Here is a 17270-nt window from a genome sequence, read left to right as displayed (position 1 = left end):
CGAAGGCGGTTTTTTTATATTGATTTTTGTTCCGGAACGCTTACATTCATCGGTTCCTTCACAATCCAATCCTCGATCCACGCTTTTCGTTTCACCGGGTTGTTCGCTAACTCTTTTTGCCAATAGAGAAAAGCTGAATCGTTCATTCGAGAAGCATCGCCTTCAATCTCCATCCAAGGCATCCCTTGCACACTGTATTTTTGACCACCAGGCAAAGACAATTTCTGAGGCTGCTTTATAGGATACTCCCCTACGCCGGGTGCAAGCCCCGTTTGCGATAACGATGATACCGAAATATGCACCGGTAAGAACTCTGCTTTTATCTTGTCTACAATAGGACCAAATGGCCTCAAAGTAGGCACTCGTCGTCCAGTAGGAGAGGTGTATCTAAGCTCAAACTTAACAATATGTAGCGTTCTACGGTCACTAAATGGATCTAGGTATCTATTGGGATCTACATTAACTTTCGACTGAAACTCCTCCACAAAAGCTCCCAACCCAGATGCAAGTTCGGAGTTAGTATCAGTGAAATTGACCTCTTTGATTTCTACTTTTGCATAAGGAGAAGGTACTTCTTTCTTATAAGTGTATTCACCAACTTCCAGCAGTGAACCGAAGAAACTTGGCCCTTCAGTCGTGTCTTTTGAAAACATCGACTCTTGCTCTTCAATCGACAAAGATAAACGCATTGGCACCTGATAGTTCTCTCCCATCATACGTCTGTACACATCTTTTTCGCCTCCTTCGGAAAGAAACGCGACATATATAGTAACTGGTTTATCATTAGACCAATCAAGTACAGAGGATTTTGGTGCTCTATCATCGAACCACTCAAAACCACTGCCTTTCGAAACAGCACTAAAGATCGAAACATCACCTTTTAGATACGGTGCAATACCTTCAGATTTTTTAGCAGAAGTACTTTTAACAAACTCTTCGATTAGTAAATCATATTCGTTAATCACTACTTGCCTATTCGCCAGACCGTCGTATAGAACAAGTGGTAAACCATCAACCTCGACTTCTCCATCGTCATTCAGATAACACTGCTTACCATAGGTGTTATTGTCATCGACACCATAGTTAAACTTGAATAACTGCTGTTCAATACCTGCTAGAGACAACGTATTCCCATCAGCAGTGAAATAGTATTGCATTGAGCGAGCTTCTCCACTTTGTTTCCATTTATCGAAGCTTTGCATCTCGTAATTTGAGTATAAAGGCTTAAGACCTGGGATTTCATATTCGCCGAACCAATATGTTGGCTCAAATTCAACACATGTCAGATGCTCTTCAACTGCGTGTTGGTCAAAGTAACTTTTTAGCTTATCGTTGCTCCCGCACAAAGTTAGATCATCCGCTTTTCGCGGCGCCATCAGAACTTCAAAGCTTGGCCCTTTAAAGTCCCAAAGCGACCGTTCACAACAGTATTGCAGCTTTGTCTTGAATATCTTTTTCTTAGATTTAGAGGCATTACTTGATAAAACAATCTGAACCTTAACACGTGTAAAAGGCGTAATTCGATTGGTTTTGTTTGGGGAAATCCACTCGTCAAATGGCTTCCAAGAAATCCCATCCCCTCTACTATCAACTAATAAACGGCTGAAGCCGATATCGTCCGATTTAACAGACTCCACATTGTTATCGAACATGTTTGCGAAATCGTTAAAGCCATTGTCCGCATCCCCCTGATATAGACGGGCTTGTACAGGGAAGCCTTTATTGAACTCCCCTTGAATACGAGCTCTCTTCAACAAAGGTGACAATTGTGGCGAATGTTCATTTTTCCAAGATTGCGCAAAAGCACGGGCAGCACTTGCTCCTGACTTATCATCCCTAACTCGTTGTATCCAATTCTGAGCCATGGTGTTGTAGCTACTTAACGGGGCCTCCCAGTTATCGTTGATAACGTAAACATCGATGTAATCCTTAACTCGATATTCCTCAAGCAGCCCTTGCAACTTAGAAACATTAGGGTTCCAAAGCGAAATTCGAGCAAGCAGTTCCACGAGCCCATTAAGCGCAAGAGCACGGAGTAAAAATCGTTTCTGCAGCTCTTGCACCGTTTCTTTATTCTTCAGATGAGACTCAACTTCATCACGTGTCTTTATCTCACTACGCTCAATCGTTACTTTTAAATCTCTGTACTGTTGAAGAACTCGGATATGGATTTTACCTAACTGGTTTAGTTGGTCGATATTCTGATAACGTCCTTTAAAGTCAGAATAGGCTTTTTCAGTAATGAGCTCGTCCAACACAGATAACCCACAGTCTGCTAGCTCTGCTCCGGACTTTAGATACAAAATACCCGCAGCAAGCGGAGCTAGCGGAGTAAACATCGCAAACCCGCTAAGAGTGGTTAACACCGCCGCGACTTGCGCCTTCTGCGTATCATCTAAGCCAACATCCAATGCTTGCTTCAACTGACGTGCTTTCTCTAATTCCACCATTCCGCTGCGGCTCGGTGGTAAAACAACTTGATAGTTAGGAATAATCAATCGAACTTCAACTCGTCGATCTAAAGCTGCTGGGGCACTGTCTCCGGTCTGTGACATATCGCTCTTGGTACTATCAGCCGTAAGCGGTTGAGTATTTCCATAAGACGCCGTGTAAACCCTTTCTTCCAAGCTAGAGTCAATGGAGGTTATTGCGTTGGTAACAGTTTTTGCACGATTAGCAGCAACAAGATCGTTCGCATCAGAAGAGCCAATCCTACCAGCATGCCCTTCTATCGATACCTTGTAGCTTGGGTTATCTAGCATCAATAGCGACAAGTTCTTACACACTTGTTTAATGTCTGTTCTCAGCTTGCCGTGCTCATTGCCATGTTGCCATTCGTTGAACTTAAAGTTGATATGAATCGCTAACCCTTGGCTGTCCTCAACTATGTGGGCTATCTCCTCACCATCGCTACCATTGATGACGTTTTTAGCATCGTCTAACGCTTGTGCCCATTGTTGATACGCTTTAATAACTGAAATAGATTGAAGGTAACTTTGAGATACAGCATCGAAATCTTCTTTGGCTTCAAGAGATTTCTTCTCAAGCTCGTTTTCTTTTTGCACCAAATCGTACAAGTCAACTAAGCTAGAGCCAGATTCAAGAATTGGAAATGCTCGGTTCATCTTCTCCATAACGGAGCCATTAAACCATGACCTCGCAAGTCGTGTTGAGTTCTCGCTGAACGTATCCGTGATCAAGCTAGCTTTTATCACATCGAGTTCGCGCTTAATAAAAGAGATGTTCATACCGCTCTTGCGAAACGCCAAGGCTGCCGCTTGATTAAAGTCGAGCCCCTTATTGGCAAATCTTATCGCTTTGGTCAATTCTTTACGGCTTTCTTTAAATGCTGAAAAGCCAAAAGCGAGTGCAACACTGCTGGTCATTAAATCAGGCAATTTCTGATGCTCAATGTCCGACCAGATCCCTTTAGCTACACTGAACATCGTTGCTTTTAGGTTTTCTGAAAATGGATTCCCTCCCATCAGAAAACCTTCAGCCAAACTTTCCGCATTCTTTTTGATTGCTGACGCTAATCCGAGTGTATTAACACCCGTGCCGCTAAGAGGAACCGATTTACCGGTTTTTGTCATTAACTCGCTGTAATTGGAGGGTAATGCTTGGGGGTACTGATAAAACAAACACTCTTCAAGAGAGATCATGTCGCCGCACACAATAGCGAGTTTTCCGTAACCGCTGATTGATTTAAACGTTACCTTTTCGTTCAATTCGTAGGTATAACAATCCTGATCTGCTACGCCAGTGACTGCTGACAATTTATTCCGTTCAAACCTTAGTCGTCCAGACTGAATAACTTCAGGAAACTTATTTTGAAGACGCTTGTTTTCTTTAAGATAGTCCTGAACAAAGAACTGAACCCTCAGACCGTAGAAACCATCACCCAGCACGATGTGATCATCTTCTGAGGTTGACTCAGAATTCGCAGGTTCAATAACCGAAGGTAGATTAAATGATACAGATGGCAAAGTGTCATTAAATTCTTGCGACTCTTGATCTTCATCATCATAAAAAGGCTGGCTCACGACGCCTCTTTCCAATACGACCTCTGACGTTTCTTGCTGATTGCCAAGTGTGCTGCAATATTTTATTAATGAGACTTCCGCACCTATGTAAATATCGCTGCTAAACACGATACTAACAGTATTAACACTGGGTACAACAAACCCCTCAATAACCTCAACGCCAGATAACTGGATATCTGCATACCACTGGTTGTAGTTTTCTTCTTCTTGAGAAAGGGGCTGCCCATGCTCCTGAATATAAGGCTTTGCAAGTTGTTTTACAGAAATTTTGGTAGGGCTAAACCGTTTCGCTACGTTTCTCCAACTCATCTCCGTATACAGTGATTTCATTGTTTCTTTTAGTTCAACAACAGATGACGATTTTTGCGCTAATTGACCAATTAAATTGGTGGGCGGAAACAACATCTCATAGCTTTGATTAATATCAATCGTTGTGATGGGGCTATTATGGCGAAGAAGTACTTGCTTTTTACTATCTTCAGCTTCACCTAAGTACGATAGGTTACATAGCCTGCCATATTGGTCACTTCCCCAGAACCTAGGCAAAGTTACAGAGTCTTGGGCAAGAGCATCTATTAGTATTGGGGTAAATGGGATAGGCCGAACATTCTTTACTTGATCTACGCTGGTTAAGTCTGACACTGTATTCCAATTACTGAACTCGCTACCCACATCTGTAGCTTCACCTTGAAAATACACACCCAGTAAATACATCGGTTTATCGTAAGTACATACGTCGTCCATTACTCACTCTCCTTAAACCAAAGACCATCATTTACCAAGCCATTGTATAAGCTCATATTAGAGTTAACGCCTATTTCGCCAGTACCCAACGCATACCATTGCCAGCGTCGATGTGTTTCGCGATCGACGACAGTCATACGAGATACGCGGTCATGTGCACTGAATCGAGCATCTTTTCCTAATATCCCTGAACCCACATATTCGGTTTTGTCGTATTTTTTTACAGTTTCATTTTCAATATCAAAAATGAATCTATTCTGATTATTTTGGCCCCAAGCATATCGACCCGTTGGACTCATACCCCGAAATTTCAACCACTCTCTTTGCTGAACCTTACCTGTTGGATTAATACTTATATGTTTCAGAGCATTGTTCGTTAAATCTCGCTTAAACACCCCTGTGTAACTTAGATTCGTTATCGTCTTATTTTTCAGGACAGCGTAAGGTCCAACTCCAAAATCAATCGCTTCAATTTCGCCAGTTTCAGAATTCCAACGCGCGTTATCAACATCAAAATTCTGTCCCGGCATGGTATGAAAATATAAATAACGGCTATCCTCTGACCAAACCATGCCAGGAGAGCCACCTCCCATCACTCGCGTTTTTACACCCGTTTGTAAGTCATAAACATACTTGCCAGTTCCCCTATCTATCCAAGCAACATAACGCAAGTTAGGAGAGCGTCGAATAAGTACAATGCCATCAACCTTGGTATCTGGAACCACTAAACGTAAATCTGTACCATCCGTCTTCATGCTCCAAATCTTCAGTTTCACCCTGTCATCATCATCATTGTCCCATGCAAACTGAAAACGCGGCAGATCATAAGAGCTAGCATCGTTAATGTCTTCCTTAGGCCATTCATCTGAATTAAAGACATAGTATTTAGGAAACTGACCCGGCATAGGTTGTATTTCGTCATCGGATACCCAATTCTCATTGGTAACTGCCGATTCCATTACGTAGTAGTTTTGCTCGCCGACATAAACGCGATCTGGGTGTTTTTCTTGCTCTGTTTGCGCAGAACTCGAAATAGGGGAAGCACTCTGTTGAGATTGATCATTACAACCAATGATTGCTAAGCCTAATAACGTTATTAGTAGTGTTTTTTTCATTTTTTAGCCTAATAAATCCGTAACTTTTACTTTTTCGCGCAACTTAAACGTTTCGGGAGTTTCAATCCCTCGTGATGCATGAGCTCCCCTTAAAATATCGACTTCTTTAACCTTTTCAGGCCAGCCACTAAATCGTAAATTGAGATAGCCATCTTCATCGACCTTGGCACAACGAAAATATGCTTTTTGCGACCAACTATGCTCGTCGTTTTGTAACATAAAATAGTCATCGGGTTGATCAGTGGAGCTAAGAACACGATAGCGTAATATGATCTCACTTCCAGGAGGCGGTATATTGACTGCGGCGACATTGCAATCGTTCTGTACATTCACAACCGCCTTCACTTTTTGACTTTCAGAGAGCTCAGGCAAAGCAAAAACGGTTTGTTGAGTAAATTCTTGATTACTGCTGTAGTCTGACGTTTCAGCTAGTGAAACAGCCATCGATTCATAATTGCTTTCTAATTCAGAAATAGCAGCATCACTTAATGCTTGAGATGCGTAATACAGGTAAACGCCTTGGCACTCACCTTTGATTTTGTATGGTATCCAGATGTGAGGTAGCGGATAGCCCAGAACCTCATCACTCAGTGTAGAAGAGGCTTTCATAGGGCTAGGATGTGTCGGAACCATCAATTGCTCATGTTCAAAACCAACGAACTTGATCTCGACCTCCTCTGCGACCAAACTAAACACTCTTGCCTGCTCATTGATGTCTAGTTCGCCGCTAAACACTTCTACTCCATCTTGCAAAATGGTGAACCGTTCAAAAGCAACATTCTCTCCGGGGAACAACGAAGAGCCATCAATATTGACGTGTCTTGTCTCCGTTGTTTTTTTTCGGCTATTGCTCATGTCTACATCAGCAAAATATCCATCATTTGTTACCTGTAGTTCGCGCCAAACTTCCCCATTCCAAATAATGTAAACACGCCCCGACGTGTAGCCATCCCATGAAGAACCCGATTTGTATAGCGGAACTACCGGCACCAACACGTTATCCCACTCTTCCATCTGCGTTTCTTTATAAACGGGCTGCAGGTCTTCGGCGAGTTTAAGCAAAATTGGCTGAGGCTGATCGGAACAAGGGATTTTGATATATAGCGTTTTACGCTCTAATTCAAGATCTTTAAATGTAGCGAGGCTTCGGTGTTTATTTTTTCGATCTGACTTACCTACCGTCACTTTTTCTTTTTGAGTATCGGTAGTTCCTAACATCAGACAGCCAGCATTACTCGACCACTGACCAGCAAACTCAACGACGATTTTATGTTCAGGGGAAGGTTCAACCGGCGAGAAGTTGTAGTGGCGTGCCAAAGGTACATCATCGACAACTTGCTGGTAGTTAGCTTTATGAACGCGCTCTGCAGTACTATTGCTCACCCGATCGACATGTAACTTCAGTCGGGGGAAATTTGCTAGCTGCTTACTCGTTAGTGGACTACGTCTCACATTGGATGAAAGACAAACCCAGTTCGCTTTTACAAGTTCTACTCGAATAGCATTGAGCAGGCTGTGGACATTTTTTTTAGCCGACGCAGTAATCTGCTGAACCAGAGTGCTTGGTAACTGAGCCAAGATGTCTTTAGGGGTGCGCGCACGCGAAAATAGCCCGATACACTCATCCGGTGTTAAGACATATTGAAGGTAGTTCGTACTGAGAGACGAACTAGATATAAATTTGCAAACTAAGTGCATTTGGATTCTCCACAACCTACAGGTATATATAGTTGCGGTGATAACTAAGCTGATAAGGCTTAAAAAACGATTTGGTTAAATAAATTCTACGCGTAATGCTTATAAATTTCAATAGATTAGAAGGAGTATCGTCAAAAACCATAACACTAGCAATAAAGCTAATTAAACAGGATAAATAGTCATTTCGTCTGACCAACTAAAAAGGCAAATCAATTTGAACGGATGTCACATAACAATCATTTCATTGCGTACTTAAGTAAATACTAACTAGACCAAACACACATATCTGGTGGAAGCATTTCATCGATTTAGAAGGTTATATTGAGCATTTTCTCATCTGTAAAAGAAAAAAAAGTGGGAATAAATTCCCACATAAACTTAGCCAATATAAATAGGATTTATTTTGGAACACTAAATTGGCTTAAAAGGGCGGTACTAAAGTACCAAAATGCAGAACACCACATCAAATAACGATGTGATATAAACACTATATATATTATGCATTTAATATCAAGATGGCAATTTTATAGAGATAACACCAAAAACTACTATGCAAAATATCTATACAATTGCCATTCTGATTACATCACCAGTTATATTAGTTATCTGACTAAAAATATGACTAAATAATGAAATAGGAAAAACAAAATAATTTTCATTTCAATGACTCAGCATCACTAAACTAATCAATATTAGTCACTGCTGTACAAAAAAATCGACTTGAGGAGAATAGAAATGATTAAGTCCACTGTGCATATTCAAATTTCTACAACCTGAGATACATTTGCAAAAAAGGTCTGCCGAATAGGCAGACCTTTGTCTAATCTTCCATATAACGATTAGCGTTACGCTGCTAGTTTTGTGCCCTTGTCGTAAATAAGCAGTTGTCGTAATAAACTTGGCACTACGACCACTGCAGCGTTCACATCCTTATTTAAGGTAAATGTAGATTCAACCAAAGTGCCATCGGCTCCAAGTGCATTGGCACCATGTAGTGACACCGTCACAGACCCACCTTCGATTGGATCAAGAGTCAGTTCATATTGCCAAACTCCATTTTCACCAACCAGCACCTCAGCATCTGAAACTTTAACTCCCCCACTATCCGTGACACTTAGGCTCAACTTATCTCCTTCAGAAAAACGAACCGTAGTACCATCGAGAATCAATGTAGGTGTCTCTGATTCATTAACATCGTTACCGCTGTTGATCGCAGAGATGCTGATAGTTGGCGTAATAGGCAGCGAATGTGTGCTGTCTTGCACCCCCACGTTACCCGATAAGTCTTGGTAATCTTTCACCACCAAATCCACCGTCAAATCAGACGACGTCGCGACTAATACATCGACATTGCCCGTCCACACGCTGGCGTCCGCACTCTGCGTCAGCGAGATGACCGTACCACCTAACTCGGCACTGGCCGCTTGCAGCGCTTTATCGAACTTAAGACTGACCGATACGCTCTGACCTATCGCTTGGTGTTTTGGGTTAAACGTCACGCTCGTTAACGTCGGTACCGCTTGCGCGAGCGTAAAGCTTGCGCTTTCGCTTACTTGCACGCCTGCAGCGTTGGTGCCCGTCACAATAACGGTGTAGCTGCCGTTCGGTTGATCGCTGATGTCCACCGTACTGCTCCAAGCCCCACCGCTTGCTACGGTCGTAACGCCATTTTTCAATACCGTCTCATTGTCTTGCGCTTTCACTGCCAGGCGAAGCTCTTGACCATCAAAACGGGTCGAGGTGCCTGAGAAGGCCAAGTTCGCGGCATTGCTGCCGTCCACACTGCCCACCGGTGTGATGTCCAACGTTGGCGTGATAGGCAGCGAGTGTGTGCTGTCTTGCATGCCCACATTACCCACTAGGTCTTTGTATTGCTCTGTAATCAAAGCCACTGTTAATTCATTAGTATCAGGCACTCGAACGTTACCCTTCCAAACTTTCTTATCAGCCGTAGCAGTTAGTGAGTTGATTTGATTACCACCAAGCATGGCCGTTACTTCTTCTAATTCCTTATCAAATTCAAGGGCTACTTGTACATCTTTGCCTACTTGCTGATGCATTGGATCAAATGTCACGCTAGACAGGGTTGGTAACACACCCTCAATCCCCAAAACCAAACTATCCCCTGTACCGGGGATAGTATTTACGCTTTCGTAACTATTATCACCGACTCGTATGGTTATGTTTTTGTTCTGTTTTTCAGGCGTTATGTAATTGACCGACCAAGTTATATTGTCTGTTGTACTCCATGATGCTTGCTTCAACTCGCCTGTATCATTGCCATCACTTGCTAAAATCTCTACATCTGAAAATTCAAATTGATTAACCTCTTCAGTGAAGGTAAACAAAAGTGGAATTTCAACGCCACCAGCCAAAGGCATTGATGCTGCCGTTGATATTGTTAGCTCTGGAATACTTGCTGCTTCAACTTTTGTATTTAGTGACTTCTCGGTCTGGTGTTCAACTAAATCGTCTGCCGTTACATTTATTAGATAATCGCCAGGAGATAAAAGATAACGTATCAAGTAAGGGTCACCGTCTTTGGTCGGTTCTTCAATTGATTGTGGGTTTACCGGGGCATCGGTACCGTTTTCCGCAGTAGAACCAACACTGCTTAGATTTTTATCGAAGACGTATGCTCTTACATCCAAATAATATAGCCCTTCCTCTGGAATCATCGAATCCTGAGTACTGGTGATACTTGAAATGACCGGTGCTTGGTAATCAACAATGGATGCGATGCCTTCAGCATCGTAAGTCTTGTTGAGCACATTAAAGTCAATAATAACTCGCCCGATAGAATCGGTTACGGTTACTTTTTGCATATACTCAGCTTGAGCATCGATATCAAAAGTCATCGTATCTGAAGCTGTTGAAGAGGCTATTTTCCCAGAAAACTTAATCGTGTTACCTGAAACTGGAACCAAATCTATAGCATAGGAAGCAGCCTTTACATCCTCTCCCTCTTCAGAGGTAATGGTGAACGCTTGGCTATCATTAGTAAAAGCAAGCTTACCCCCTTGTAAACTCGTTATTCCATCAAAAGCCAAATCAATAGTTGGTATCCTAATGTCAATATCAATCGTCTTATTTTGAGTCCAACCTACATTGTCAGTTGCTTCGACATTGACTCGTATCGAATTCAACTCTTCTAACTCAGTTTTTGGAAGATCAAAATAAAGGTGTGAATTGTCGCCAATGTCATCTTTATCAAATACATATTTAGGATTAACTATTGTGTACTTAACCTTTGCTATACCGCTACCTTCATCCCACACAGAAAACTGAAATCTAACTAAGCTAGAATCATCCGGAGATTCATTGAGGGATACAGTGTCGTCAACATTTGGTAGGCTATTATCGACCATTACGCTGACTTCATCGCTTATAGACTCTCCCCATACATCAATAATTTGAATTTTAGGCTTGATAAATTGACCATCTAGTTTGTCATCTAATGGCGCGGTAAACGTCGAGCAAGAATAGTCATCCTCACACTTAGTGAAAGGGCCAAAGTTCTCTGGGTTATCATTCAAATTATATGACGCACCATCTAGAGTTGCGACGACATTTTCAAGATCAGAATTTTGTCCAACCTTCACCTTGAATTTCATTTCAAGGGTCTCACCTCGAATAATAGTATCTTCAGCAGGGCTGGTAATAGCGATTTCTAAATCGCCTTGGGCTGGAAGCAATAATTCTAACGCATGATCCGAACCTAAGTTTCCGGCGACATCAGACAAGTTCTTAATCGTGTATAAGTGCTGTAACGCCCCAGGAGAGAGGATATCGGCATACAACTCTCTATACGTACATGTCGTTATACCCAATTTAGAGCTACAACTATTTGGTTCAAAAGACACATTTAATCGATTTCTTACCAATAACGGTTCGTTACCATCACTAATATCCACACCAGAAAGATTGTCTTTGAAGCTCAATGTTAAGCTCAGAACTTTCTTACCTTCGGCGTTCAAACCAACGTCATTGCCAGTAAATTGATATGTGTCTTGTTCAACCGTAGGGGCATCGATATCCATCATATTAAAGCTGAATTTATTGACTGTTTCAGTATCATTCGTTCCTACTGTTTTCGTTATCAAAACCACAGGTGAAACAGACATATTCACATCAGTTGTAATGCTACACTTATAATTTTCTTGAGGATTAGTTATAACACCTGAATAAGCATTGTTCGAACCATCTTCCGGCACACCGTCTGAGGTGTAATTCTCTCTAACCCAACATTCTAATGTTTTTGCTTTTACCTCACCCGCAGGGCCAAATTCAACATTAAGGGTACTTCCCGATATATGACTTTGGAAGTCAGTCGGTTTTACGATTGACAGAGCAACACCTTGACGTTGCACATTGATACTTTCTGACCGTTCGGAAACAGGCCTTTCTTGTTCAGAGCTATAGCGAACGTTATTATATACTTTGAATTCCAACTGATAGGCACCATCTTCCGTTAGATCTGCCTCTGTCAACCTAGCTTCCCAAAGGCCACCTTTCTGAGAAAATGAGATATTGTTGGTTTGTTCCCCATATTTATAAGTACCTTCAACTAGCGGGATCCCGCTCTCATCTTCAGCATCAATACTTATAATTACAGGTTCAACACGAGTAATTTGTATCTGGCCACCAGAAGAAACTGGCGTGCCATCTTCATATGTGAAAGTAACCGAGTTAATAGTGGGCTTTGAGTTTTGAACTTTAACCACATAATCTATGCTTGTCGTATTCCCTCTAATGTCGGAACCACCTAATCTGATAGTGCGAATCGCACTATCACCATCGTTTTCACCTCTTAAAGGAATCTTCATATCTTCACCAACTAAGGTGCTTGCATCAGAGGGGTTTTCTTTGAAAGTCCAATACTCTAATGTTTCATTGTTAACACCGTCTGATGATGGTGTTCCCCTATCATTTAAATCTTGGGCTGAAAGATTGAATACATAATCACCAAGATAGAAACTTTCCGGATCAAACGCATTTAACTTTAGTGATGGGCCTTCACGATCTAGCAGAACAGTTCTAATTTCTGTTTCAGATTCAAACCCATATTCGTCTAGGGCTTTGAGGTACAGGTTAGCCTTTCTGTCTTCGCCAATCACTATAGTGTCACTTTGCGTTTCTGTAATTTCGATATCAAAGGGCTGCGTTGGATCTTTGGGGTCAATTGAACGTATTGCAGCGTTTTGACCTTGTTGCCAAAGTTCAACCTTAGATACATCAGAGTCGTCAGATACTGATGTAAGCTTTACAGTAAATGCGGTACCAAGAACATAGCTTTCACCTGAATTAGTGTCTAAAACCCAAGGGTCAGCTAATTCAATTACTGGTCCCTTGTTGTCGACCAAGAATTCAAATTCACCACTGTGTGTTCCCGATGGAAAAGAACTGTCTGTTGCTGTTACGTAGAAGAAGTTTTTCTCATTATATTTAAATGCCTCCGCAACTAGTCTCACCTCTACGTTAGGCTGCATGCCTAATAGATACGGCTCAGTACTCTCTTCAGGTTCTGTTTCGTAATGTTGCAAAGTGAAACGCCTGCCAGACTCTGACTTCATATCGACTTCAACCAAACTCCCTGGACTCAAGCTCCAAGTAATATCAGGTACCCAGCTAGTATTACCACCTAAGTGGTTAATAATTTTAGATCCGTTTACTACCGGACCTTTTGAATCAAGTAATACACTAAATTGAGGGGCATTGGTCGTCTGGCGGTTAACTATATTAGACAGATTGTCTTCAGCATTAACATACACCACCCAATTACCATCTTCTGGACTAATAATATTACCTTGACTGCTACATTTGTCTCCAGAGCATAGTTTTACCTTAAAATGATCCTCTGTATTACTTGAAAAATGTGAGTTAGCGTCATAATCATTAGTAACACCGGTTGCCGAGTTGTAGAAAGTGAGCCCTCGCTCGTCCAATTTGTCTCCTACAATATCGTCAATGTTGAAAGTGAGTTCTTGAACATAATTGGTGTTCAAATAGACATTTTCGTCAATCGGATCACCATTACCATCGCTCGGGGGAATATAAGTCGCTAAAGGATAATCATTATCCACATACAAAGTTTCCGTATGTGGTTCCTCTCCATTGTAACCATAGCTATTTCCATGCTCATCCATTGCACTGGTCACAAGTGCAAACTCGACAATCCCTTTGAGATTTGAAGACTCGGTATTAAGGGTAAATAAATACTCTTTTTTATAATTATCACCACCTGACTCTCGAATATTCAGATCAATTGGGATTTCCGTATTCGGTTCAGTTTTCTTATACCACACTGTAACAAATAATGGCTGACTGCCTTCTTCCACGACAATGCCTGACGGATCTTCCAAAATAATCCGTGAATCTAAAACACCAGCAACGTACCGTTTATTTCCAACCCATGTTTCTCGGCCATTTTCGATACTTAGCGAAGGTTGAGGCGGTGATTTATCAATACTTTCGCCATCACCGTCTATAATCTGTTCGCCATCGAGGCTTGGGTTCGCCATTGATATCTGATCGGCGTATCGCTGAGCTAGGTTAGCTGCTACACCATACTTTTCAGTCATAATGTTATAGTATGATTGCGCTAAGTCATTACGGTAAGACTTTGAGCTAAATTCATATGAATCTAGAACTATTTTTTCACCCCCACTACCAATACCGTTAGCTTGGCCATCGTATTGCAAGTCATCATAGATAGCGGAAGCAAAATCAACAGAGTTACTCAGTAGCATATTGTTTATTTGGGTAATGTCATAAATCGCTTCTACTAAAAACCGATGAATATAATTATTAGGCAGTTTTTCCGGAATAGCACCTTTCAATATTTCATTCGTTGCATACGAAACGATCGTTGGGTCGAAACCAAAGAATGAATCGCTTCCACCAGCGAGAGCATATTGTACGTCGTCTAAAATTCGTGCGGCATTCTCTGGAGTCTTGTTTCCAGCTTCAACTTGATTCCATTGAGAGTCAAACAGTCCGGTTTGGTATGTTGCTAGCTCGGTAATATAAAAAGTCTTAGAACCATTAAGTTTAAAGTAGGCACCTATATTCGCGCTATTTAGGTTCACTTGTTCTGATTGTGTACCTGGATCACTCTCCCACTTGTAGTAATACGGTTGCGTATTACCATCAATACCGATTAACCGCACTCGCATAAAGTCGTAGTTAACTACATCAGTTGTTGTTTCACATCCAGCAACATCGAGTGCTTTATTTGTTCCATCACTTTCTAAGTGCTGAATCGTGGTACATCTTCCTAGTGAGGTAAACTCTCCCTTCGAGTTTAATCCCTCCAATTGCACACTAGCCCCGATAAATGGAGTAACGATCGTCATTGTCGGCAAGTCGAAGCTACTACGAAAATAAACTTCTTGCTCAGCACTTTCATTTTCAGACTCGTCAATAGTTTGAATCACTAGTTTTTGACTGCTGTTCTCGGACGTCGAATCGAAGTTGTCACCAAGTATTTCTTTTACAAAAGGAACATAATAGATAACCTCATTTACGTGTCCTTCAGTATCAGAGATAGTTTCGTGGGGTATGTTAGCGGCAGAGGCTACGGTATCGGTTACCTTCTGAAGCACGTAGTTATTATCATTGTTTGCGCTTACTAAATACTTAACAACTAGCTTAAGTTTGTCGGCACTAGATCCTAACCCCATATCCCCGTTGCCATCTGAGACTCTGACACGAACATATGGAATTTTGTTATCTTTGAGGTCGTTGACATTAAAGTCACTAAAATCGACATCGGGAATTGAGTTTAAAATCCCCTTGCTCGCGTAAATGTAATCAATCTTCAAATAATCACGAGTGGATTGAACCGTTTCTGATGTGTAGGTGTCTTGCGTATAAACATCTTCTTTAGTTACGCGTTCCCCATCAACACTAACGTTGACATAATTCATTGGAGCATTCTCTGGGTAGCTAATCACTTGCGCCGGCGCTTGATCATCACGAACGACTTCGTGAACTTCCTTACCAATATTCCCGTTGCTATCGGTGGCTTTAATTTCAAATGTTGTTATCGATACGAATTCATCGGTTGAATATCCCTTACTGAATTCACAGGCACTGCCTGACTCTAAAGTTATATGACCACAAGAAACGCTATCATCTAAACCGCCTTTAAATGAAACCGTTACCGAATCAATCTCTTGCGAGTCTTCTTTTACAGTGCCTTTAAGCACATACTCTTTTGCACTGTTGTTTATAGAACTAGCCGAGGTTACTTCAATTACCGGCGCATTGTTGTCCCATTCAAAGTTTACATAATGGCCAACATCTCGCCCTTGAACTAATTCGTTACCTAAGACGTCAGTCGTATAAAAAACCAAACGTGCCGCAGTTACATTTGAGAGTCCCGTATCCGAATCAACTTCTACCGCGTCAATGGCTTTTGTGTCTACACTTACTTTAATACTTGTTTCTCTAAGACCAGATTCAAAGCCGTCGAATTCCAAGAAACAAAACTCACTACCCGCAGTTTGTTCATCGTCACACTGACTCTCGAGAGACCAGACACCGTCCAGTTGGTATTCAAGGTACGCTGAGACACCTTGAACACCAATTTCATCATTGAGCTTAATATCCACTTTATCGAGACCTGCCAATACATCACTGTCTGTTCTAGACACTGTAGGCGCTTCGGTATCAATTTCGGTTTCGTCGCGAGGTGGGATCACACCGCCAGTACCGCTATTGGTGCCTTGGTCATTAATCTTACGGCTAAACTCAACATAGTCGTCTGCGTCTGTTCCTGAAATATTTAAGTTAGGATCATTGACGACAATTAGAACATGCTGTGCCAAATCGTGAGTGTAAATATCACTAGAGACTTTTTGTTGACCGAAGGTTAAAGGGGTTACCCCTCCCGACACAGTACTTATTTCCAGCCCATCAAGAAGACCATCGGCAATGACATCTCGATATTGGATATCAGCCAAATGCATCGATGTGTAAATATTACTCTGAGTATCACCGTATTTTTGAATTAGATCGTACGAATAAGAAGAATAAGCGGTTAACAAAGCACCATATTGGTGACCGGATGTAGCAAAACTACTTTGACCACCTTTAGTAATGTCTATCGGAGTAGTTTCATTGACATCGAAACCATACATATCGTTAATGCTATTTAGTGATTCCGATATAGCAGTAGAGTCTGACACTCCCCTGCCTACTTTGTATTGAGTTAAGGCTGAAACGATGTTCGTCAAAGGGGTCAGCATTAAGTTTTGATCACGCCCTTCTTTGTAATTGAGCATGGCTTCTAAACGCAGTGTTTTGCCGTTACTGACAGACACTGTATTTTTCGTTAAGGGATCGGTATAACTGCCTTCTTTAGCTACGATGAAAAGTGGCATCGATGAAGATTCAAATTCAACCTTGTAGTCACCAAAAGCATCGGAAGTCGTACTTGCTAACTTCCTACCTAGGTTTCCATCCTTGTATTCAAACACCTCAATTTTCGCACCGCTCACAGGAGCGTCAAAAACGTTACCTGAGATGCTTCCGGTATTCCTTGCTGGCGGGGTGTTATCACCTCCGCCTTCCCCACCGCCACATGCGCTTAAGATAAGCGACGTAACAATAAGACCTAATGTTGATTTCAACGTATTTTTAGTGAACATAGTTTTCTGGCAGAGTA

Annotated in this window: 4 protein-coding genes; all 4 read right to left on the bottom strand. The window is 41.7% G+C overall.

All coding sequences use genetic code 11. The features are described 5' to 3' along the window. Window positions 1–14: 14 nt before the first annotated feature. Window positions 15–4787 (bottom strand): OmpA family protein, encoded by a 4773-nt coding sequence (locus tag AB4585_RS18605; protein ID WP_372170543.1) that lies wholly within the window; start codon window positions 4785–4787, stop codon window positions 15–17. Next, on the bottom strand, window positions 4787–5902 hold the full coding sequence (locus AB4585_RS18600; protein WP_372170542.1) for a TolB family protein: 1116 nt from the start codon (window positions 5900–5902) through the stop codon (window positions 4787–4789). The genes AB4585_RS18605 and AB4585_RS18600 overlap by 1 nt, the downstream gene beginning before the upstream one ends. Window positions 5903–5905: 3 nt before the next feature. Further along, window positions 5906–7600, bottom strand: a complete 1695-nt coding sequence (locus AB4585_RS18595; RefSeq protein ID WP_372170540.1) for a hypothetical protein — start codon at window positions 7598–7600, stop codon at window positions 5906–5908. 845 nt (window positions 7601–8445) lie between these two features. Then, the gene (locus AB4585_RS18590; RefSeq protein WP_372170538.1) at window positions 8446–17253 is read right to left on the bottom strand and encodes a tandem large repeat; all 8808 of its coding nucleotides are present in this window, start codon (window positions 17251–17253) and stop codon (window positions 8446–8448) included. Window positions 17254–17270 lie beyond the last annotated feature (17 nt).

The sequence above is a fragment of the Vibrio sp. 10N.222.49.C9 genome (genome assembly GCF_041474985.1).
Taxonomy (GTDB): Bacteria; Pseudomonadota; Gammaproteobacteria; order Enterobacterales; family Vibrionaceae; genus Vibrio; species Vibrio crassostreae_C.
Note: the sequence above shows the minus strand (reverse complement) of the source record. Positions and strands in the feature narration are given on the sequence as shown.

What these genes read in the sequence shown, in the direction of transcription:
- AB4585_RS18605 (WP_372170543.1), bottom strand. Translation starts at nt 4,787, where the DNA reads ATGGACGACGTATGTACTTACGATAAACCGATGTATTTACTGGGTGTG.
- AB4585_RS18600 (WP_372170542.1), bottom strand. Translation starts at nt 5,902, where the DNA reads ATGAAAAAAACACTACTAATAACGTTATTAGGCTTAGCAATCATTGGT.
- AB4585_RS18595 (WP_372170540.1), bottom strand. Translation starts at nt 7,600, where the DNA reads ATGCACTTAGTTTGCAAATTTATATCTAGTTCGTCTCTCAGTACGAAC.
- AB4585_RS18590 (WP_372170538.1), bottom strand. Translation starts at nt 17,253, where the DNA reads ATGTTCACTAAAAATACGTTGAAATCAACATTAGGTCTTATTGTTACG.